The organism is Enterobacter cloacae complex sp. HYC080_NIDB, from assembly GCF_056673325.1.
Genome location: NZ_CP114212.1, coordinates 4,105,772 through 4,125,003, shown reverse-complemented (window position 1 = coordinate 4,125,003; position 19,232 = coordinate 4,105,772). Strand labels below are relative to the sequence as shown.

At 55.4% G+C, this 19,232-nt stretch carries 18 protein-coding genes; 12 read left to right on the top strand and 6 right to left on the bottom strand.

Annotated features, from left to right (window positions below):
* Window positions 1-10: 10 nt before the first annotated feature.
* The 7 genes from hflK to rlmB all read left to right on the top strand — a co-directional run bounded on the left by hflK (window position 11) and on the right by rlmB (window position 7,855).
* On the top strand, window positions 11-1,270 hold the full coding sequence (hflK, locus tag O1723_RS19580; protein ID WP_014882229.1) for an FtsH protease activity modulator HflK: 1,260 nt from the start codon (window positions 11-13) through the stop codon (window positions 1,268-1,270).
* A gap of 2 nt (window positions 1,271-1,272) precedes the next feature.
* Complete coding sequence (gene hflC, locus O1723_RS19575) at window positions 1,273-2,277, top strand: protease modulator HflC (protein ID WP_013095290.1); 1,005 nt, start codon at window positions 1,273-1,275, stop codon at window positions 2,275-2,277.
* A gap of 71 nt (window positions 2,278-2,348) precedes the next feature.
* A complete protein-coding gene (locus O1723_RS19570; protein WP_003855996.1) occupies window positions 2,349-2,546 on the top strand; it encodes a DUF2065 domain-containing protein in 198 nt (65 codons plus the stop codon).
* A gap of 104 nt (window positions 2,547-2,650) precedes the next feature.
* A complete protein-coding gene (locus O1723_RS19565) occupies window positions 2,651-3,949 on the top strand; it encodes an adenylosuccinate synthase (RefSeq protein WP_006178975.1) in 1,299 nt (432 codons plus the stop codon).
* Window positions 3,950-4,141: 192 nt separating this feature from the next.
* The gene (nsrR, locus tag O1723_RS19560; RefSeq protein WP_014882230.1) at window positions 4,142-4,567 is read left to right on the top strand and encodes a nitric oxide-sensing transcriptional repressor NsrR; all 426 of its coding nucleotides are present in this window, start codon (window positions 4,142-4,144) and stop codon (window positions 4,565-4,567) included.
* A gap of 38 nt (window positions 4,568-4,605) precedes the next feature.
* Window positions 4,606-7,050, top strand: coding sequence for a ribonuclease R (gene rnr, locus O1723_RS19555; protein WP_014882231.1), 2,445 nt, complete (start codon window positions 4,606-4,608; stop codon window positions 7,048-7,050).
* A 70-nt stretch (window positions 7,051-7,120) separates the two neighbouring features.
* On the top strand, window positions 7,121-7,855 hold the full coding sequence (gene rlmB / locus O1723_RS19550) for a 23S rRNA (guanosine(2251)-2'-O)-methyltransferase RlmB (protein ID WP_014882232.1): 735 nt from the start codon (window positions 7,121-7,123) through the stop codon (window positions 7,853-7,855).
* Between the two features lie 89 nt (window positions 7,856-7,944).
* On the opposite strand, the gene O1723_RS19545 is transcribed toward rlmB, so the two are convergent.
* A complete protein-coding gene (locus O1723_RS19545; protein ID WP_014882233.1) occupies window positions 7,945-9,219 on the bottom strand; it encodes an MFS transporter in 1,275 nt (424 codons plus the stop codon).
* A gap of 193 nt (window positions 9,220-9,412) precedes the next feature.
* Between O1723_RS19545 and O1723_RS19540 the strand changes: the two genes are divergently transcribed.
* Window positions 9,413-11,035, top strand: a complete 1,623-nt coding sequence (locus O1723_RS19540) for an isovaleryl-CoA dehydrogenase (RefSeq protein ID WP_014882234.1) — start codon at window positions 9,413-9,415, stop codon at window positions 11,033-11,035.
* On the opposite strand, the gene O1723_RS19535 is transcribed toward O1723_RS19540, so the two are convergent.
* The 3 genes from O1723_RS19535 to bsmA all read right to left on the bottom strand — a co-directional run bounded on the left by O1723_RS19535 (window position 11,032) and on the right by bsmA (window position 13,889).
* Window positions 11,032-12,963: a methyl-accepting chemotaxis protein gene (locus tag O1723_RS19535; protein ID WP_014882235.1), complete on the bottom strand. Its 1,932-nt coding sequence runs from the start codon at window positions 12,961-12,963 to the stop codon at window positions 11,032-11,034. The two genes, O1723_RS19540 and O1723_RS19535, sit on opposite strands and share 4 nt — an antisense overlap.
* Window positions 12,964-13,135: 172 nt before the next feature.
* Window positions 13,136-13,423 (bottom strand): DUF1471 family protease activator YjfN, encoded by a 288-nt coding sequence (gene yjfN / locus O1723_RS19530; protein ID WP_023331857.1) that lies wholly within the window; start codon window positions 13,421-13,423, stop codon window positions 13,136-13,138.
* A gap of 136 nt (window positions 13,424-13,559) precedes the next feature.
* The gene (gene bsmA / locus O1723_RS19525; RefSeq protein WP_014882237.1) at window positions 13,560-13,889 is read right to left on the bottom strand and encodes a biofilm peroxide resistance protein BsmA; all 330 of its coding nucleotides are present in this window, start codon (window positions 13,887-13,889) and stop codon (window positions 13,560-13,562) included.
* Between the two features lie 137 nt (window positions 13,890-14,026).
* On the opposite strand from bsmA, the gene yjfP reads away from it, so the two are divergent.
* A complete protein-coding gene (gene yjfP, locus O1723_RS19520; protein ID WP_014882238.1) occupies window positions 14,027-14,749 on the top strand; it encodes an esterase in 723 nt (240 codons plus the stop codon).
* Here the strand turns inward: yjfP and ulaR are convergent.
* Both ulaR and ulaG read right to left on the bottom strand, forming a co-directional pair.
* Window positions 14,746-15,501: an HTH-type transcriptional regulator UlaR gene (ulaR, locus tag O1723_RS19515; RefSeq protein ID WP_014882239.1), complete on the bottom strand. Its 756-nt coding sequence runs from the start codon at window positions 15,499-15,501 to the stop codon at window positions 14,746-14,748. The genes yjfP and ulaR overlap by 4 nt on opposite strands.
* 110 nt (window positions 15,502-15,611) lie before the next feature.
* A complete protein-coding gene (gene ulaG / locus O1723_RS19510) occupies window positions 15,612-16,676 on the bottom strand; it encodes an L-ascorbate 6-phosphate lactonase (protein WP_010427455.1) in 1,065 nt (354 codons plus the stop codon).
* 359 nt (window positions 16,677-17,035) lie between these two features.
* Here ulaG and ulaA point away from each other — a divergent pair, with 359 nt between their 5' ends.
* Genes ulaA through ulaC form a run of 3 tightly spaced genes read left to right on the top strand, consistent with a single transcriptional unit; the run spans window position 17,036 to window position 19,231 of the window.
* Complete coding sequence (ulaA, locus tag O1723_RS19505; RefSeq protein ID WP_014882240.1) at window positions 17,036-18,436, top strand: PTS ascorbate transporter subunit IIC; 1,401 nt, start codon at window positions 17,036-17,038, stop codon at window positions 18,434-18,436.
* A gap of 12 nt (window positions 18,437-18,448) precedes the next feature.
* Window positions 18,449-18,754: a PTS ascorbate transporter subunit IIB gene (gene ulaB, locus O1723_RS19500; protein ID WP_163296583.1), complete on the top strand. Its 306-nt coding sequence runs from the start codon at window positions 18,449-18,451 to the stop codon at window positions 18,752-18,754.
* A 9-nt stretch (window positions 18,755-18,763) separates the two neighbouring features.
* Window positions 18,764-19,231: a PTS ascorbate transporter subunit IIA gene (gene ulaC, locus O1723_RS19495; RefSeq protein ID WP_014882241.1), complete on the top strand. Its 468-nt coding sequence runs from the start codon at window positions 18,764-18,766 to the stop codon at window positions 19,229-19,231.
* Window position 19,232: the final 1 nt, after the last annotated feature.

The following is a 19,232-nucleotide window of genomic DNA, read 5'->3' as shown; positions in this document are numbered from 1 at the left end:
GAGCATATACATGGCGTGGAATCAGCCCGGTAATAACGGACAAGACCGCGACCCGTGGGGAAGCAGCAATAATCAAGGCGGCAACTCTGGGGGAAATGGCAACAAAGGTGGTCGCGAGCAGGGGCCGCCGGATCTGGATGATATCTTCCGCAAGCTGAGCAAAAAGCTTGGTGGCCTGGGCGGAGGAAAAGGTTCTGGCTCAGGGGGTAATTCCACTCAGAGTCCGCGCCCGCCAATGGGTGGCCGCGTAGTGGGCATTGTGGCCGCTGCGGTGGTAATCATCTGGGCAGCCAGCGGGTTCTACACCATTAAAGAAGCAGAACGCGGCGTGGTCACCCGTTTCGGTAAGTTCAGCCATCTGGTTGAGCCGGGCCTGAACTGGAAGCCGACCTTCATTGACGACGTGACAGCGGTAAACGTGGAGTCCGTCCGTGAACTGGCCGCCTCTGGCGTGATGCTGACGTCTGATGAGAACGTGGTACGCGTTGAGATGAACGTCCAGTACCGCGTGACCGATCCTGAACGTTATCTGTTTAGCGTAACCAGCGCCGATGACAGCCTGCGTCAGGCGACTGACAGCGCCCTGCGTGGTGTGATTGGTAAATACACCATGGACCGCATTCTGACCGAAGGTCGTACCGTTATTCGTAGCGATACCCAGCGCGAGCTGGAGGAGACCATTCGTCCGTACAACATGGGTATCACCCTGCTGGACGTTAACTTCCAGGCTGCTCGTCCGCCGGAAGAGGTGAAGGCCGCATTTGATGATGCAATTGCTGCCCGTGAAAACGAACAGCAGTACATCCGTGAAGCGGAAGCGTACACCAACGAAGTTCAGCCACGTGCTAACGGTCAGGCGCAGCGTATTCTGGAAGAAGCACGCGCGTATAAGACGCAGACCATCCTGGAAGCACAGGGTGAAGTGGCTCGCTTCGCGAAGATTCTGCCGGAATATAAAGCAGCGCCAGAAATTACCCGTGAGCGTCTCTATATCGAGACCATGGAAAAAGTGCTGAGCCATACCCGCAAAGTGTTGGTTAACGACAGCAAAGGTGGAAACCTGATGGTGCTGCCGCTGGATCAGATGCTGAAGGGCGGTTCTGCACCGGCCGCGAAAGACACCAGCGGAGCGAACAACCTGCTGCGTCTGCCGCCAGCGTCATCGGGCAGCGCCAGCGCGAACACAACGCCTTCTTCGAACGATGGTGACATTATGGACCAACGCCGTGCTAACGCGCAGCGTAACGACTACCAGCGTCAGGGGGAATAAGGATGCGTAAGTCAGTTATTGCGATCATCGTCATCGTACTGGTCGTGCTGTATACCTCGATCTTTGTGGTGAAAGAGGGCGAGCGTGGGATCAAGTTCCAGTTCAGCAGCGTCGTGCGTGACAGTGACAAACGTCCGGTGATTTACGAACCGGGTCTGCACTTCAAGGTGCCGTTCATTCAGTCAGTGAAAACGCTGGATGCGCGTATCCAGACTATGGATAACCAGGCTGACCGTTTCGTGACCAAAGAGAAGAAAGACCTGATCGTTGATTCCTACATCAAATGGCGCATCAGCGATTTCAGCCGTTACTTCCTGGCCACCGGCGGTGGCGACGTTTCTCAGGCGGAAGTGCTGCTGAAACGTAAGTTCTCTGACCGTCTGCGTTCTGAAATTGGTCGTCTGGATGTGAAAGACATCGTGACCGACTCCCGCGGTCGTCTGACCCTGGAAGTGCGCGATGCGCTGAATTCCGGTACCGCGGGCACGGAAGACGAAGTGGAAACGCCAGCAGCGGATGACGCGATTGCGAAAGCAGCTGAACGCGTTCAGGCTGAAACCAACGGTAAAGTGCCGGTGATCAACCCGAACAGTATGGCTGCGCTGGGTATCGAAGTGGTTGACGTGCGTATCAAGCAGATCAACCTGCCAGCTGAAGTGTCCGAAGCGATCTACAACCGTATGCGCGCCGAGCGTGAAGCGGTAGCCCGTCGCCACCGTTCACAAGGCCAGGAAGAGGCTGAGAAGCTGCGTGCGGCAGCGGACTACGAAGTTACCAAGACGCTGGCGGAATCTGAGCGTCAGGGCCGTATTCTGCGCGGTGAAGGTGATGCGGAAGCGGCGAAGCTGTTCGCTGATGCCTTCAGCCAGGATCCCGACTTCTACGCCTTTATCCGTAGCCTGCGTGCTTACGAGAATAGCTTCCAGAGCAACCAGGATGTGATGGTGCTCAGCCCGGACAGCGATTTCTTCCGTTATATGAAGACGCCGACTAACGCAACACGATAAACTCTGGCACGTTTGAGTATTCAAACCACCGCTCCCTCCGGAGCGGTGGTTTTCTTTTATAAGGAATAAAAATGAATTCAACCATTTGGCTGGCGCTGGCCCTGGTGTTAGTGCTGGAAGGCCTGGGACCGATGCTTTATCCGCGTGCCTGGCGCCGCATGATCGCGACCATGAGCCAACTTCCGGATAATATTTTGCGCCGTTTCGGCGGTGGACTTGTGGTTGCTGGCATCGTGATCTACTACATGTTGAGGAAAACGATTGGCTGATCAAAAAGTGGTCGGATTTGGCGTATTTTGAGGTCAAAAAGTGCTGTATATCTGAAAAAGCGATGGTAGAATCCATTTTTAAGCAAACGGTGATTTTGAAAAAAATGGGTAACAACGTCGTCGTACTGGGCACCCAATGGGGTGACGAAGGTAAAGGGAAGATTGTTGATCTTCTGACTGAACGGGCTAAATATGTTGTACGCTACCAGGGCGGTCACAACGCAGGCCATACTCTCGTAATCAACGGTGAAAAAACCGTCCTCCATCTTATTCCATCAGGCATTCTTCGCGAAAACGTCACCAGCATCATCGGTAACGGCGTTGTGCTGTCTCCCGCTGCGCTGATGAAAGAGATGAAAGGTCTGGAAGACCGTGGTATCCCTGTTCGTGAGCGTCTGCTGCTCTCCGAAGCCTGCCCGCTGATCCTGGATTATCACGTGGCACTGGACGTCGCGCGTGAGAAAGCACGTGGTGCGAAAGCGATCGGTACGACCGGTCGTGGTATCGGCCCGGCTTATGAAGATAAAGTGGCACGTCGCGGTCTGCGCGTGGGCGATCTCTTCGACAAAGCCACCTTCGCTGAAAAACTGAAAGAAGTGATGGAATATCACAACTTCCAGCTGGTGAACTTCTACAAAGCTGACGCTGTTGACTACCAGAAAGTGCTGGATGACGTCATGGCGATTGCAGACATTCTGACCGGTATGGTTGTTGATGTGTCCGATCTGCTGGACCAGGCGCGCAAGCGTGGCGATTTCGTTATGTTCGAAGGTGCGCAGGGTACGCTGCTGGACATCGACCACGGTACCTATCCGTACGTAACCTCTTCTAACACCACCGCAGGTGGCGTGGCGACCGGCTCTGGCCTGGGTCCACGTTATGTGGATTACGTTCTGGGCATCATCAAAGCTTACTCCACGCGTGTGGGGGCAGGTCCATTCCCGACCGAGCTGTTCGATGAAACCGGCGAGTTCCTCTGCAAGCAGGGTAACGAGTTTGGCGCGACCACCGGTCGTCGTCGTCGTACCGGCTGGCTGGACGCGGTTGCTGTGCGTCGTGCCGTGCAGATCAACTCCCTGTCTGGCTTCTGCCTGACCAAGCTGGACGTGCTGGACGGCCTGAAAGAAGTGAAAATCTGCGTCGGCTACCGTATGCCAGACGGCCGTGAAGTGACCACGACTCCGCTGGCCGCTGATGACTGGGAAGGCATTGAGCCAATTTACGAAACCATGCCGGGCTGGTCTGAGACCACTTTCGGTGTGAAAGAGCGTAGTGGCCTGCCACAGGCGGCGCTGGATTACATCAAGCGTATTGAAGAACTGACCGAAGTGCCGATCGATATTATTTCTACCGGCCCGGATCGTACTGAAACGATGATCCTGCGCGACCCGTTCGACGCATAATCTTCGTGAATGCTGGCCTGCGGGGAAACTCGTAGGCCGGATAAGCGTAGCGCCATCCGGCGACCGCTCCTGGATCTCCGCTTTTTCGCCCCGTCTGTCAAATAAATTAGCCGCTATCTATCTGGCTGGTTTATCATCATTAATGAATATCTCTGCGGTTTGACCGCGTTTTCCCTTTTTCCTGAGGTTGATGTGCAGTTAACAAGTTTCACCGATTACGGCTTACGTGCGCTGATTTACATGGCGTCGTTACCCGATGGGAAGATGACCAGTATCTCTGAAGTGACGGAGGTATACGGCGTATCTCGTAATCATATGGTCAAAATAATCAATCAACTTAGTCGTGCCGGATACGTTGCTGCCGTCCGCGGGAAGAATGGGGGGATCCGTCTCGGTAAACCGGCGCAGAGTATTCGCATCGGGGATGTGGTACGCGAACTGGAGCCCTTGTCTCTGGTGAACTGCAGCAGTGAGTTTTGCCACATTACACCCGCTTGCCGCCTGAAACAGGCGCTTTCTAAGGCTGTGCAAAGTTTTCTCAAGGAACTGGATAACTACACGCTGGCCGATTTGGTTGAAGAGAATCAACCGCTTTATAAATTATTGCTGGTGGAATGAAGAAAATTTCCACCGGAGCTGACAACGGAGGAACCGACATGTCACAAGATCCTTTCCAGGAACGCGAAGCCGAAAAATACGCGAATCCTATCCCCAGCCGCGAGTTCATCATTGAACACTTAACAAAACGCGAAAAACCCGCCAATCGTGAAGAACTTGCCGTTGAATTAAATATTGAAGGTGAAGAGCAAATTGAAGCCCTTCGCCGTCGCCTGCGTGCCATGGAGCGCGACGGGCAACTGGTCTTTACCCGCCGCCAGTGCTACGCGCTGCCTGAACGCCTCGACTTGCTGAAAGGCACCGTGATTGGGCACCGTGATGGCTTTGGCTTCCTGCGCGTGGAAGGCCGCAAAGATGACCTGTATCTGTCATCTGAACAGATGAAAATGTGTATCCACGGCGACCAGATCCTGGCGCAGCCGCTGGGTGCTGACCGTAAAGGTCGCCGGGAAGCGCGCGTGGTGCGCGTACTGGTGCCAAAAACCAGCCAGATTGTTGGCCGTTACTTCACTGATGCGGGTGTGGGCTTTGTGGTGCCGGACGACAGCCGTCTGAGCTTTGACATCCTGATCCCGCCTGAAGAGGTGATGGGCGCACGCATGGGCTTTGTGGTTGTGGTAGAACTCACTCAGCGCCCAACGCGTCGCACCAAAGCGGTTGGTAAAATCGTGGAAGTCCTGGGCGATAACATGGGCACTGGCATGGCCGTTGATATGGCATTGCGCACCCATGAGATCCCCTACATCTGGCCGAAAGCGGTTGAAGATCAGATCGAAAGTCTGCGTGAAGAAGTGCCGGAAGAGTCCAAAGTGGGCCGCGTGGATCTGCGCTCCCTGCCGCTGGTCACCATTGATGGCGAAGATGCCCGCGACTTCGATGATGCCGTTTACTGTGAGAAAAAACGCGGTGGCGGATGGCGTCTGTGGGTGGCGATTGCGGACGTGAGCTACTATGTGCGCCCGCACACCCCGCTGGATAACGAAGCGCGCAGCCGTGGTACCTCGGTGTATTTCCCCTCTCAGGTAATACCGATGCTGCCGGAAGTGCTCTCTAACGGCCTGTGCTCCCTGAACCCGCAGGTTGATCGCCTCTGTATGGTGTGTGAGATGACCATCTCCACCAAAGGGCGCTTAACCGGCTACAAGTTCTATGAAGCGGTCATGAGTTCCCATGCGCGTCTGACCTATACCAAGGTCTGGCATATGCTGCAGGGCGACCAGGATCTGCGCGAACAATACGCGCCGCTGGTCAAGCATATTGAAGAACTGCATAACCTCTACAAAACGCTGGATCAGGCACGCGAAGAGCGCGGCGGGATCTCGTTCGAGAGCGAAGAAGCGAAGTTTATCTTCAACGCAGAGCGTCGCATTGAGCGTATCGAGCAGACCCAGCGTAATGATGCGCACAAGCTGATCGAAGAGTGTATGATCCTGGCGAACATCTCGGCAGCGCGTTTCGTTGAGAAAGCCAAAGAGCCGGCGCTGTTCCGTATTCACGATAAGCCGTCAACGGAAGCCATCACCGCGTTCCGTTCAGTACTGGCGGAACTGGGTCTGGAGCTGCCTGGCGGCAACAAGCCTGAACCGCGCGATTACGCCGAGCTGCTGGAGTCCATTGGCGACCGTCCTGACGCAGAAATGCTGCAGACGATGCTGTTGCGTTCGATGAAGCAGGCGATTTACGATCCGGAAAACCGGGGACACTTCGGCCTGGCGCTGCAGTCTTACGCGCATTTCACCTCGCCGATCCGTCGCTATCCTGACCTCTCTCTGCACCGCGCGATCAAGTATCTGCTGGCGCAGGAGCAGGGCCATAAAGGGAACACTACCGAAACCGGCGGTTATCACTATTCGATGGAAGAGATGCTGCAGCTCGGTCAGCACTGTTCCATGACCGAGCGTCGTGCTGATGAAGCCACGCGCGACGTAGCGGACTGGCTGAAGTGTGACTTTATGCTGGACCAGGTGGGCAACGTCTTTAAAGGCGTGATTGCCAGCGTGACCGGCTTTGGTTTCTTCGTGCGTCTGGACGAGCTATTTATCGACGGTCTGGTGCACGTCTCCAGCCTGGATAACGACTACTACCGCTTCGACCAGGTTGGTCAACGCCTGATTGGCGAATCGGGCGGCCAGACCTACCGTCTGGGCGACCGTGTGGAAGTGAAAGTTGAAGCCGTGAATATGGACGACCGTAAAATCGACTTCAGCCTCATCTCCAGCGAGCGTGCGCCGCGTAACGTCGGTAAAACCGAGCGTGAACGGGCGAAAAAAGGCGGAAACGGTAAACCGGGCGGCGGTAAACGTCGTCAGGCGGGTAAGAAGGTAAACTTCGAGCCAGACAGCGCGTTCCGCGGCGAGAAGAAGCAAAAGCCGAAGGCGGCGAAGAAAGACGCTCGCTCAGCGAAAAAACCTTCTGCGAAGACGCAGAAAATCGCTGCTGCCACTAAAGCAAAACGTGCAGCGAAGAAAAAACAGGCGGAGTAAGTTCCGCCCCTCACCCTGACCCTCTCCCCAGTGGGGAGAGGGGAAAGAACAGTCATAATGAGAACCATCAATGAGTGAAATGATTTACGGCATCCACGCGGTGCAGGCCCTTCTCGAGCGCGCACCGGAGCGTTTTCAGGAAGTGTTTATTCTGAAAGGGCGTGAAGACAAACGTCTGATGCCGCTGATCCACGCGCTGGAAGCGCAGGGCGTGGTGATCCAGCTGGCGAACCGTCAGTACCTGGATGAGAAAAGTGAAGGCGCGGTCCACCAGGGCATTATTGCGCGCGTGAAGCCGGGCCGTCAGTATCAGGAAAACGATCTGCCGGATCTTATTGCCGCACTGGATAACCCGTTCTTCCTGATCCTTGATGGCGTAACCGATCCGCACAATCTCGGCGCATGCCTGCGTAGCGCGGATGCGGCAGGTGTGCATGCTGTGATTGTACCGAAAGATCGCTCCGCGCAGCTGAACGCGACAGCGAAGAAAGTGGCCTGCGGCGCAGCGGAAAACGTTCCGCTGATCCGCGTAACCAACCTGGCGCGTACCATGCGTCTGCTGCAGGAAGAGAATATCTGGATCGTCGGTACCGCGGGTGAGGCAGATCATACCCTGTACCAGAGCAAAATGACCGGACGTCTGGCACTGGTGATGGGTGCGGAAGGTGAAGGTATGCGCCGTCTGACGCGCGAGCACTGCGACGAGCTGATCAGCATCCCGATGGCGGGCAGCGTGTCATCCCTGAACGTATCTGTGGCGACGGGCATCTGCCTGTTTGAAGCGGTGCGTCAGCGCGGAGAATAAACAGCAAGGCCGTCCAAGGACGGCCTTTAGTGTTTTCTCCCTCTCCCCGTGGGAGAGGGCCGGGGTGAGGGCACCAGACGGTGACAAACTCACTCCTCTAACGACCGCAAATGGTCATCCTTTCGCAGCGTCATCAGCGCGAAAATACTCACTACCGCCGTTGCCATCACATAATATGCCGGAATATCCAGGTTGCCCGTCTCTTTAATTAATCCGGTAATAATCAGTCCCGCACAGCCCGAGAAGATCGCGTTTGACAGGGAATACGCCAGCCCCAGGCCGGTATAACGCACGCGCGTCGGGAACATTTCAGACAGCATTGCCGGCCCCGGTCCTGCCAGCATCCCCACCAGTCCGCCCGCAATTAGCACCACCATCGCTTTAACGGCCAGCGGGGCGGACTCAGCCTGCAACATTTTCAGCAGCGGCAGGGCGAGGATCAGCAGCAGGGCGGTGGCAATCATCATCACCGTGCGGCGGCCAATCTTGTCGCTCAGGATACCCGAGGGAATGATGGTCAGCGCAAAGCCGATATTCGAAATCACCGCTATCAGCAGTGCCTGATTAAACCCGGTGTGTAGCGCCGACTGGAGATAGGTCGGCATAATCACCAGGTAGGTATACCCTGCCGCCGACCAGACCATGACCCGGCAAATGCCCATCAGAATCGTTTTGAGCGTGGCGGAGGTGCTGGCCTGAGCCACAACCGGTTTTTCCTTCTGCTGCACAAAGCTCGGCGTCTCTTCCATACTCACACGCAGCCATAACGCGACAGCCCCCATCGGCAGCGCAAGGAAGAATGGAATACGCCAGCCCCAGTCATGTAATGCCTCAGGCGTGAGAAGGGCGGAGAGCAGTGCCACAATCCCCGCGCCCGCTAGCAGCCCGAGCGCCACGGTAAAGGACTGCCACGCGCCATACAGACCGCGCTTGCCGCGTGGAGCGAACTCTGTCATCAACGAAACTGCACCACCGTACTCTCCGCCTGCGAACAATCCCTGCAAAATGCGCAGCAGCGTAACGATCAGGGGTGCGGCAATGCCTATACTGGCGTAGACGGGCACAAGACCAATGGCTGTGGTGGCGAGCGTCATCAGTACCAGCACAATGATCAGCGTCGGTTTCCGGCCAATCCTGTCGCCGATGCGGCCAAATATCACCGCACCCAGGGGACGGAAGAAGAACGCGATAGCAAACGAGGCCCAGGTGAGGATCAGGCTGGTCAGTCCCGCTTCTCCCTCGAGCTGGAAGAAGTTCCTGGCAATCACGGTCGCCATAAAACCGTAGACCGCAAACTCATACCACTCGATGAAGTTACCAATGGAGCCTGCAATTAATGCTCGCTTGTGCGCATCCGGTTGCATAACGATCCTCACTGAAAAGGGTAAGAATAAATTATTCAACAAAAGCGAAGTGATGAAATAGTTTATTCTTATGTTCTGTGAGCTATTTCACGAATGATATCAGCGGGATCGCCAGCTTGTGACCCCCCTCCCATGCAGCGTGCACGCGGCCTGTCCATACTTATCCTCATTGCCACTGAAGGAGGGAGACATCATGCACTGGCAGACCCATACCGTTTTCAATCAACCGGCACCGCTTTCAAACAGCAACCTTTTCCTTTCCGACTGCGCCCTGCGTGACGCGGTTTCCCGCGAGGGGGCCGAGTGGGATAGCGAGCTGCTCGCCAGTATCGGGCAGCAGTTAGGGACCGCAGAGTCGCTGGAGCTGGGCAGGCTGGCCAACGTCAACCCACCGGAGCTGTTACGCTACGACGCCACCGGAGAGCGGCTGGACGATATTCGCTTTCACCCCGCCTGGCATCTGCTGATGCAGGGGCTCTGTGCCAACCGGGTACATAACCTGGCGTGGGAAGAGGAGGCGCGAAGAGGTTCCTTTGTGGCCAGAGCGGCACGGTTTGTTTTGCATGCGCAGGTTGAAGCCGGCACGCTTTGCCCCGTCACCATGACCTTCGCCGCCACGCCGCTGTTGCAACAGTCGCTACCTAAACCGTTTCATGCATGGTTAACGCCGCTGATGAGCGATCGCTACGATCCCCATCTCGTGCCGGGTGGGCAAAAACGCGGGTTGCTGATCGGCATGGGGATGACGGAAAAGCAGGGGGGATCCGATGTCCTGAGCAACACCACCAAAGCGGAAAAATGCAGCGACGGTAGCTACCGTCTGGTAGGCCATAAATGGTTTTTCTCCGTCCCGCAGAGTGATGCGCATCTGGTGCTGGCTCAGGTAAAAGGTGGATTATCCTGCTTTTTTGTCCCGCGCTTTTTACCTGACGGACAACGTAACGCCGTACGGCTGGAGCGCCTGAAGGACAAGCTCGGGAACCGCTCCAACGCGAGCAGCGAGGCGGAGTTTCTTGATGCCTCCGGCTGGCTGCTGGGGGAAGAAGGGGAAGGGGTACGGCAGATCCTCAAAATGGGCGGTCTTACGCGCTTCGACTGCGCGCTGGGCAGCCACGGTTTAATGCGCCGGGCGCTGTCTGTGGCGTTGTATCACGCTCATCAGCGGCAAACCTTCGGTAAAAATCTCATCGATCAGCCGTTAATGCGTGAGGTCTTAAGCCGCATGGCGCTGATGCTGGAGGGGCAAACGGCACTGCTGTTCCGTCTCGCCCGCGCGTGGGATAAACGTGTGGATCCGCAAGAGGCGGCCTGGGCACGGCTGTTTACTCCGGCCGCGAAATTTAGCGTCTGCAAAGCGGGTATCCCGTTTGTGGCAGAGGCGATGGAGGTGCTGGGCGGCGTAGGGTACTGCGAGGAGAGTGAGCTTCCCCGCCTGTATCGCGAAATGCCGGTGAACAGTATCTGGGAAGGCTCAGGCAATATCATGTGCCTGGACGTGCTGCGCGTGCTGACGAAGCAGCCCGGGATCCACGACCTGCTGGCCGATGAGTTTGCGCAGGTCAAAGGGCAGGACAGACACTTTGACCGCAGCTGGCGCCAGCTTCAGCAAAAGCTGCGTAAACCACAGGAGGCGCAGGGGCGGGAGATCGCGCAGCAGCTTTTCTTGCTGGGGGCCGGGAGCCAGATGCTGCGGCACGCATCGCCGCCCGTGGCGCAGGCGTGGTGCCGCATGATGCTGGATACCCGTGGCGGTACGCTGATGAGCGAGCAGGTGCAAAGCGATTTGCTGCTGCGCGCCACGGGCAGGGTTGGCTAGCGTTTAAGCTGGAACAGACTGACCAGTTGGGTAAGATGTAAACCTTTCTCGCGCAGCGTGTGTGCGGTTTGTTCGCTGCGCGAGACGCGATCGGCGTTGATGTGTGACGCTTCACCAATGTGGGTCATGGCGAGATTCACCTGGCCAATCCCCGCGGATTGCTCGCGCGATGCGTGGTTAATTTCGGTGACCAGCTGGCTGATGTTATCGATATGAACGATGATGGAATCCATAGCCAGACGCGTCTGTTCAGACAGCGCGTGACCTTCGCTCACTTTTCTCAGCGTATCGCCAATCAGCTGTTCTATCTCTTTCACCGCGTTGGCGCTCCGGCCCGCCAGCGCGCGAACTTCCTGGGCAACCACCGCAAAACCTTTTCCGTGCTCGCCTGCACGTGCCGCTTCTACCGCCGCATTCAGCGCCAGAATATTGGTCTGAAACGCGATGGACTCAATCACGCGGGTAATATCTTCGATACGTTTTGACGCTTCGCGAATGTCATCCATCGTGGCAACCGCATGGGTTACCGTTTCACCACCCTCGTGAACCGCGCGTGAGGTTTCTCCCACCAGTTGCTGCGTTTGCTCCATGTTGGCGGCATTTTGCTGTACGGTCGCGGCCAGTTGCTCCATGCTGGCTGAGGTCTCCTCCACGCTGCTGGCCTGCTTGTTGATCTGCTCTGAGATCTCGCCGGTATCGGAGGCCAGCGCGTTAGTCCCCGTCTGGATCTCACCTGCTGCCTCGCGAACCTGCAGAACAATTTTTTGCAGCCCGCCGCCAATGCCGTTAATGGCGTCAATCAGCTGTCCGACCTCGTCCCGGCGCGTCACGGGAAGGCTGGAGCGAAGATCGCCGTCGGCATACTGCCGTGCAAGCTGGATCACGTTGCGCAGCGGTTGCGTCAGCATACGGCGAATAAGGACCACGAACAGGCCTGCAAAGAGGACTGACAAGACCACACCGGCCAGCAGGAAGCGATCGCGCATGGCGGTGACGCTTGAAAGCAGCACTGACTTATCCACTTCGCCCACGATAGTCCAGTTCCAGCCGGGTAGCGGGGTATAGGCCATTTTCAGCGTCCGTCCGTCGTCACTTCCGCGCTCCAGGGTGCCGGGTTTATCATCCAGAAGCTGCTGTTGTGTCGCGCTGTCCCACTTCGGCAGTTGTCCCTCTTCCGTGGTGTGGAACAGGTATTGCCCGCGTGTTTTGCCGTTGCTGCGATCCAGCACGAAGAAGTGACCGCTCTCGCCCAGGCGGCGGTTGAGGATTTTCTCGCGCATGACGTTCCAGGAGTGGCTAATGTCCACCCCGACAAAGACGATCGCAATGACCTGACCTTCGGCGTTTTTCACCGGCTGGTACTGGGTGATATAGCGTTTGCCAAACAGCAGCGCCAGGCCACGGTAGACATCACCTTTATTGGCGGCGGCAAAGGCTGGGCTGGAGGTATCCAGAACGGTCCCCATTGCCCGCTCGCCATTCTCTTTACGCAGGGAGGTGGCGACGCGAATAAAGTCGTTACCGCTGCGAACAAATAGCGTGGAGATGGCCCCCGTTCGGTTCAGGAAGTCGTCAGAAAAAGTGGTATTTTCATGGAGTTCCGTTTCCCCGCCTTTCAGCAGAGGAACATTGAGCCCGTTAATTGTCCGGGTCTGAAGCGTATCGACGCTAAATGGCTGGGGCAAAAATGTCGTAAACAGTCTGGTATAGCTTTCGACTTCTTCACTCAGGCTGGTGTTGAACATTTGCACCATATCGACCATACCGGTGGACTGGTTATGCAGGTCTTCTACCGCGAGGGCTTCAAGCTGCTGGCTGGCTTTTTGGCTGAGCAGGAAAGTGAAAAGCAGAAACAGCACGGCAACACTGACGCCCGTCAGCAGCGATAGCTTTGTCCCGAGGCCCGCACGGCGGAAAAGATTGATCATAAATTGCTCATCATTGAAAAGGTATGGTTCTTCAACGGCAGAGCGGGGATTACGTTTACTGAATTAGTGTAACAAAATGTTATTGAGTTGTTTTTATATGGTTTTGTAAAAGATAAAAAATTTGCAAAAACGAAAAGCCACTAAAAATAAGTGGCTTTTATCAGGAAGGTGCTTAGACGTAGAGAATGGCCTGTACCCGCCAGTGGTCGACATGGTTATCTTCCTGCATCTGGATGATGCGATACCATGAGGCACCCTGTTCATCGGCTTTTAATGCCACGATACGTTCAACATCTTGCGGGCTCCCCGAAATGTTATTGACGGAGATGTGGCCTATTTCATTCAGACCTGTTACGCAATCCGCGCTGGCAAATTCTGCTGACTGCGCGGTGGTGCTCACCAGGCCGGCTGAGAGCAACAGAGAGGTCAAAGCAAGAGTTCGTTTCATCGTCAGCTCCATTTCACATATCTCCGGTATCCGCCGGGCAATCCTTCGCGAATAAACTCCTTTCCATTGACGCGGGCATGGAGTTTATTGTGGACAGGAAAATGTCTATGGACGCAAAGCAGTGTAAATGTCGTTCAAAGGAAAACCATTACTGACGGTATAAAATGGCCTGTGAATACCACTGCCCCGTAATGATGGTTTCATCGACCATGATAATGACGTAATAATCTGCTTTGGCGGCGACGGCTTGTGCCTTTATTGCCTCTTCTGCGTCATCCGGAGAACCGCGAACCAGCGCGGAGACGGTGCCCATTCGTTGTAATCCTTCTGTCTGATTACGACGAATCTCCTGCGGGTGATCGGCAACCGGGGGAGCGGGTTGCGGCGTTCCCTGCAGTGCGCTACAGCCACTGAGAAGAAGCACCAGCAATAAAGCTGCAAACCTGTGCATAACCATATCTCTTTTCCTGATAGCCATAGTGTAGTTGTCTGCGAATTTCGTTTTGGGGGAATGTTCCCGAAGTGTTATCTGGGGCGTAATTTTCGAATGAAAATAGCCTGAAACCGTAACCCAGTTCTCAACATTATGAATCATTCATTCGTACAGGGTCGACAATGATTGAAATTGAAATACGCCGTCTCGGCGACCATGAAATTTTACACGCCATGCCGACGGGGAAACGTGATAAACCGCTGCCAGTTGTGGTTTTTTATCATGGATTTACCTCGTCAAAGCTGGTTTACAGTTATTTTGCGGTGGCGCTGGCGCAGGCCGGTTTTCGTGTCGTCATGCCGGATGCCCCCGATCACGGTGCGCGCTTTACGGGGGATGAACAGGCGCGGCTTGGTCAGTTCTGGCCCATTCTGCACGGCAGTCTGACCGAGTTTTCCGGGATGCGCGATGCGCTTTATGACGCAGGGCTGGTGGCCGATAACCGGCTGGCGGTTGCCGGGGCCTCGATGGGCGGCATGACGGCGCTGGGGATTATGACGCATCATCCTGAAGTGAGATCCGTCGCCTGTCTGATGGGCTCCGGCTACTTTACGTCACTGGCGAAGACGCTTTTTCCCCCGCAAGATTTGACGGAAATGACGGCGAGGCTGGCTGACTGGGAAGTGACTCGCGCACTGCCGCGCGTGGCCGATCGTCCGCTTCTGCTGTGGCACGGTGACGCAGATGACGTGGTACCGCCTGACGGCACATTTCGCCTGCAGCAGGCGCTAAAGCGTGAAGGACTGGACGGCAATCTGACCTGTTTGTGGGAATCGGGCGTCCGCCACCGCATTACGCCAGCGGCGCTGGAGGCCACGGTGGCGTTTTTCCGCCAGCACCTTTAAACCCGCAGGATTTTAACGCCCTGATCTTCCAGTTTCTGGAGGATCTCGGGGTTAGCCCCTTTGCCGGTGATCACCATGTCGATCTGTTCTGCGCGGCTAAACAGCATGCCTGCGCGTTCACCGACTTTACTGCTGTCGACCAGCACGACGAGTTTGCCCACAACGTTCAGCATGTTTTGTTCGGCCATCGCAGTCAGCATATCGGTTTTATATAAACCGTCTGCAGTCAGGCCTTTGCCGCTGGTAAACATCCAGTGCCCGGCGTAAAGACTGTTTTCACTGTCCTGGGGGCTAAGGGTGATGGACTGGCTCTTATTGTACTGGCCGCCCATGATCACCACGCTGTCATGCTCCTGGTCGATAAGATAGTTGGCGAGCGGTAGGTAGTTGGTGATGATCTGCACCGGCTTGCCGCACATCTCGCGGCCCAGCAAAAATGCCGTAGACCCGCAGTTGATGACGACGCTCTCACCCGGGTTCACCAGCTGTGAGGCGGCTCTGGCGATCCGCACCTTTTCATCGTGATTCTGCGCCTGATGGATATTCATCGGCGACCAGCGTGGACGCTGCTGGCTGATGGCTTCTGCGCCGTTGCGGACTTTTTTCAGTTTGCCGCTCTCATCCAGCTTGTTAATGTCCCGCCGCGCGGTGGCGGGGGAGATGCCTAAACGTTCGATCACTTTCTCGACGGTGATAAACCCTGTTTGCGCCAGGAGTTCCAGTAAAATTTGATGCCGTTGCGCTTCCGTCATGAGCTATTCCGATAAGAATTGATTTGAAAAGATGATATTTGAAATAGCGTGAAATTACTAAAATAAATATGAAATCGCCAGACTCAGGGTCTGGCGATGTGGCCGGATAATCAGAGGAAGGACTTAAACGGCAGGTCTGGCTCAATAGTAAAGCAATCATCGAAACCGCGTGGGTAGTGGTACTCAAGATTGTCTTTATCCAGCGGCCAGGTGAACTTGCCGCCTACCTGCCAGATAAATGGCTTGAAGCCGTACTTCAGGCGGTCTTTTTTCATCTCCCACAGCACGCGAATTTCCTGCGGATCGGCCTGGAAGTTTGACCAGATGTCGTGGTGGAACGGAATCACGACCTTGGTGTTCAGCGCCTCCGCCATACGCAGCATATCGGCGCTGGTCATCTTGTCGGTAATGCCACGTGGATTCTCGCCGTAGGAGCCCAGCGCCACGTCAATCTGATGCTCATTACCGTGCTTCGCGTAGTAGTTGGAGTAGTGTGAGTCGCCGCTGTGGTACAGGGAACCGCCAGGCGTTTTGAACAGGTAGTTGACGGCGCGCTCGTCCATGCCGTCCGGCAGAACGCCTGCGGCTTTCTGGTCAGCCGGCAGCGTAATCAGTGCGGTACGGTCAAAGGCATCCAGGGCGTGAATTTCAATGTCTTTGATTTTCACCACGTCGCCCGGTTTCATCACGATGCAGCGCTCTTTTGGCACGCCCCAGCCAATCCAGAGATCCACGCAGGTCTGCGGCCCGATAAACGGCACGTCGTCCGCGCAGTTTTGCATTACTGCCGCCGCCACGTTCACGTCAATATGATCGTTGTGATCGTGGGTGGAGAGCACGGCATCGATTTGGCGAATGGCAAAAGGATCGAGCACAAACGGCGTGGTACGCAGGTTCGGTTGCAGTTTTTCCACGCCGGCCATGCGCTGCATCTGGTGGCCTTTTTTCATCAACGGATTGCCGTGGCTCTGTTTGCCTGTGCCGCACCAGAAATCGACGCAAATATTGGCGCCACCCTCGGATTTCAGCCAGATACCGGTGCAGCCCAGCCACCACATGGCAAAAGTACCAGGAGCAACCTGTTCCTGTTCGATCTCTTCGTTCAGCCAGCTACCCCACTCCGGGAAGGTGCTCAGAATCCATGATTCACGGGTGATGGTGTTCACTTTACTCATCGTTTTGACTCCTGGTTTTAATCAAAAGTAATCATATGGTGATTTGTTGTGATTAACTCTGGCACCATTTGACGTGCTTTGCAATGACAAAAGTGCGTAATTTTAACTGTGCGATATCACAGATACTTCGCTTTATCCTTGTTAGACTATCCGCTGTTAATGATTAATTGCATGAATTATAAAGAATAATTCATTTTGTTTGTGCGGTAGTGAAAATCATTACTAACACCATGGAAATAATTTGCGTGATGCGTCACAAATAATCAAATTCAATCTTGTGATGATTATTTGTGATTACTAGAGTGATGACACCAACCACACAGGGATTGCCCCTCGTGTTCTCATTTCTGGAGAGAGTTATGGAGATCCTCTACAACGTCTTTACCGTTTTCTTCAATCAGGTAATGACCAACGCCCCGCTGCTGCTGGGTATCGTGACGTGCCTGGGTTACATCCTGCTGCGTAAAAGCGTCAGCGTGATCATCAAAGGCACGATTAAGACCATTATCGGTTTTATGCTGTTGCAGGCGGGGTCAGGCATCCTGACCAGCACGTTTAAGCCAGTCGTCGCCAAAATGGCGGAGGTCTACGGTATAAACGGTGCAATTTCCGATACTTATGCCTCAATGATGGCCACGATTGACCGCATGGGTGACGCCTACAGCTGGGTGGGTTACGCGGTTCTGCTCGCGCTGGCGCTGAACATTATCTACGTGTTGCTGCGTCGCATTACCGGTATTCGCACCATCATGCTTACCGGTCACATCATGTTCCAGCAGGCGGGTCTGATCGCGGTTTCTCTCTATATCTTCGGTTACCCAATGTGGACCACGATTATCTGCACCGCGGTGCTGGTCTCGCTCTATTGGGGCATCACTTCCAACATGATGTACAAGCCGACCCAGGAAGTGACCGACGGCTGTGGCTTCTCCATCGGCCATCAGCAGCAGTTTGCGGCCTGGGTTGCCTATAAAGTTGCGCCATACCTGGGGAAAAAAGAGGAGAGCGTTGAAGACCTCAAGATGCCCGGTTGGCTGAATATCTTCCATGACAACATCGTCTCGACGGCGATTGTGATGACCCTTTTCTTCGGCGCCATTCTGCTCTCCTTTGGCATTGACGTTGTGCAGGCGATGGCGGGCAAAACGCACTGGACGATTTATATCCTGCAGACCGGTTTCTCCTTCGCGGTGGCCATTTTCATCATCACCCAGGGCGTGCGTATGTTCGTCGCCGAGCTCTCTGAAGCCTTCAACGGCATCTCTCAGCGCCTGATCCCGGGAGCCGTTCTGGCAATTGACTGTGCGGCCATCTATAGCTTCGCGCCAAACGCCGTCGTCTGGGGCTTTATGTGGGGCACCATCGGCCAGCTGATTGCGGTGGGTATCCTGGTGGCCTGCGGCTCCTCAATCCTGATTATTCCTGGCTTTATCCCGATGTTCTTCTCCAACGCCACCATCGGCGTCTTTGCTAACCACTTCGGCGGCTGGCGTGCAGCGCTCAAGATCTGCCTGGTGATGGGGATGGTGGAAATCTTCGGTTGCGTGTGGGCGGTCAAGCTCACCGGTATGAGCGCCTGGATGGGCATGGCGGACTGGTCAATCCTGGCGCCGCCGATGATGCAGGGCTTTGCGTCCGTCGGGCTGGTCTTTATGGCCGTCATCATCCTGATTGCACTGGCTTATATGTTCTTCGCTGGCCGTTCGCTGCGAGCAGAAGAAGATGCAGAAAAACAAACAGCAGAAGTTTCTGCTCACTAAGGAGTTTCGATTATGACCGTACGTATCCTGGCTGTGTGTGGCAATGGGCAAGGCAGCTCCATGCTCATGAAGATGAAAGTGGACCAGTTTTTAACCCAGTCAAACATCGACCACACGGTAAACAGCTGCGCAGTGGGTGAATACAAAAGTGAGCTGAACGGCGCAGACATCATCATCGCGTCAACTCACATTGCCGGCGAGATTAGCGTGTCGGGCAACAAATATGTGGTGGGCGTGCGCAACATGCTGTCGCCTGCGGATTTCGGACCAAAACTGCTGGAAGTGATCAAAGAACACTTCCCACAAGACGTGAAGTAAGGACCCGACATGAAACTACGAGATTCGCTGGCAGAGAATGACTCCATCCTTTTGCAGGCTGACGCCAGCACCTGGCAGGAAGCGGTGAAGCTGAGCGTGGATCTGCTGGTTAAGGCGGATGTTGTCGAGCCGCGTTATTACCAGGCCATTCTGGATGGCGTGGCGCAGCACGGCCCCTATTTTGTGATTGCCCCGGGGCTGGCTATGCCGCACGGCCGCCCGGAAGAGGGCGTGAAGAAAACCGGCTTTGCGCTGGTCACGCTGAAAACGCCGCTGGTCTTCAACCATGAAGATAACGACCCGGTCGATATCCTGATCACCATGGCGGCCGTCGATGCCAATACCCACCAGGAGGTGGGCATCATGCAGATCGTCAATCTGTTTGATGATGAAGCCAATTTTGACCGTTTACGCGCCTGCCGTACCGCGCAGGAAGTGCTGGATTTAATTGATAACGCCACTGCGGCGGCCGTTTAAG

Coding starts and splice junctions, on each gene's coding strand:
- yjfN (WP_023331857.1), bottom strand. CDS start 13,423: ATGGAGCTGACGATGAAACGAACTCTTGCTTTGACCTCTCTGTTGCTC.
- hflK (WP_014882229.1), top strand. CDS start 11: ATGGCGTGGAATCAGCCCGGTAATAACGGACAAGACCGCGACCCGTGG.
- O1723_RS19565 (WP_006178975.1), top strand. CDS start 2,651: ATGGGTAACAACGTCGTCGTACTGGGCACCCAATGGGGTGACGAAGGT.
- bsmA (WP_014882237.1), bottom strand. CDS start 13,889: ATGGCTATCAGGAAAAGAGATATGGTTATGCACAGGTTTGCAGCTTTA.
- rnr (WP_014882231.1), top strand. CDS start 4,606: ATGTCACAAGATCCTTTCCAGGAACGCGAAGCCGAAAAATACGCGAAT.
- yjfP (WP_014882238.1), top strand. CDS start 14,027: ATGATTGAAATTGAAATACGCCGTCTCGGCGACCATGAAATTTTACAC.
- hflC (WP_013095290.1), top strand. CDS start 1,273: ATGCGTAAGTCAGTTATTGCGATCATCGTCATCGTACTGGTCGTGCTG.
- O1723_RS19540 (WP_014882234.1), top strand. CDS start 9,413: ATGCACTGGCAGACCCATACCGTTTTCAATCAACCGGCACCGCTTTCA.
- ulaG (WP_010427455.1), bottom strand. CDS start 16,676: ATGAGTAAAGTGAACACCATCACCCGTGAATCATGGATTCTGAGCACC.
- O1723_RS19545 (WP_014882233.1), bottom strand. CDS start 9,219: ATGCAACCGGATGCGCACAAGCGAGCATTAATTGCAGGCTCCATTGGT.
- rlmB (WP_014882232.1), top strand. CDS start 7,121: ATGAGTGAAATGATTTACGGCATCCACGCGGTGCAGGCCCTTCTCGAG.
- ulaA (WP_014882240.1), top strand. CDS start 17,036: ATGGAGATCCTCTACAACGTCTTTACCGTTTTCTTCAATCAGGTAATG.
- ulaB (WP_163296583.1), top strand. CDS start 18,449: ATGACCGTACGTATCCTGGCTGTGTGTGGCAATGGGCAAGGCAGCTCC.
- O1723_RS19570 (WP_003855996.1), top strand. CDS start 2,349: ATGAATTCAACCATTTGGCTGGCGCTGGCCCTGGTGTTAGTGCTGGAA.
- ulaC (WP_014882241.1), top strand. CDS start 18,764: ATGAAACTACGAGATTCGCTGGCAGAGAATGACTCCATCCTTTTGCAG.
- O1723_RS19535 (WP_014882235.1), bottom strand. CDS start 12,963: ATGATCAATCTTTTCCGCCGTGCGGGCCTCGGGACAAAGCTATCGCTG.
- ulaR (WP_014882239.1), bottom strand. CDS start 15,501: ATGACGGAAGCGCAACGGCATCAAATTTTACTGGAACTCCTGGCGCAA.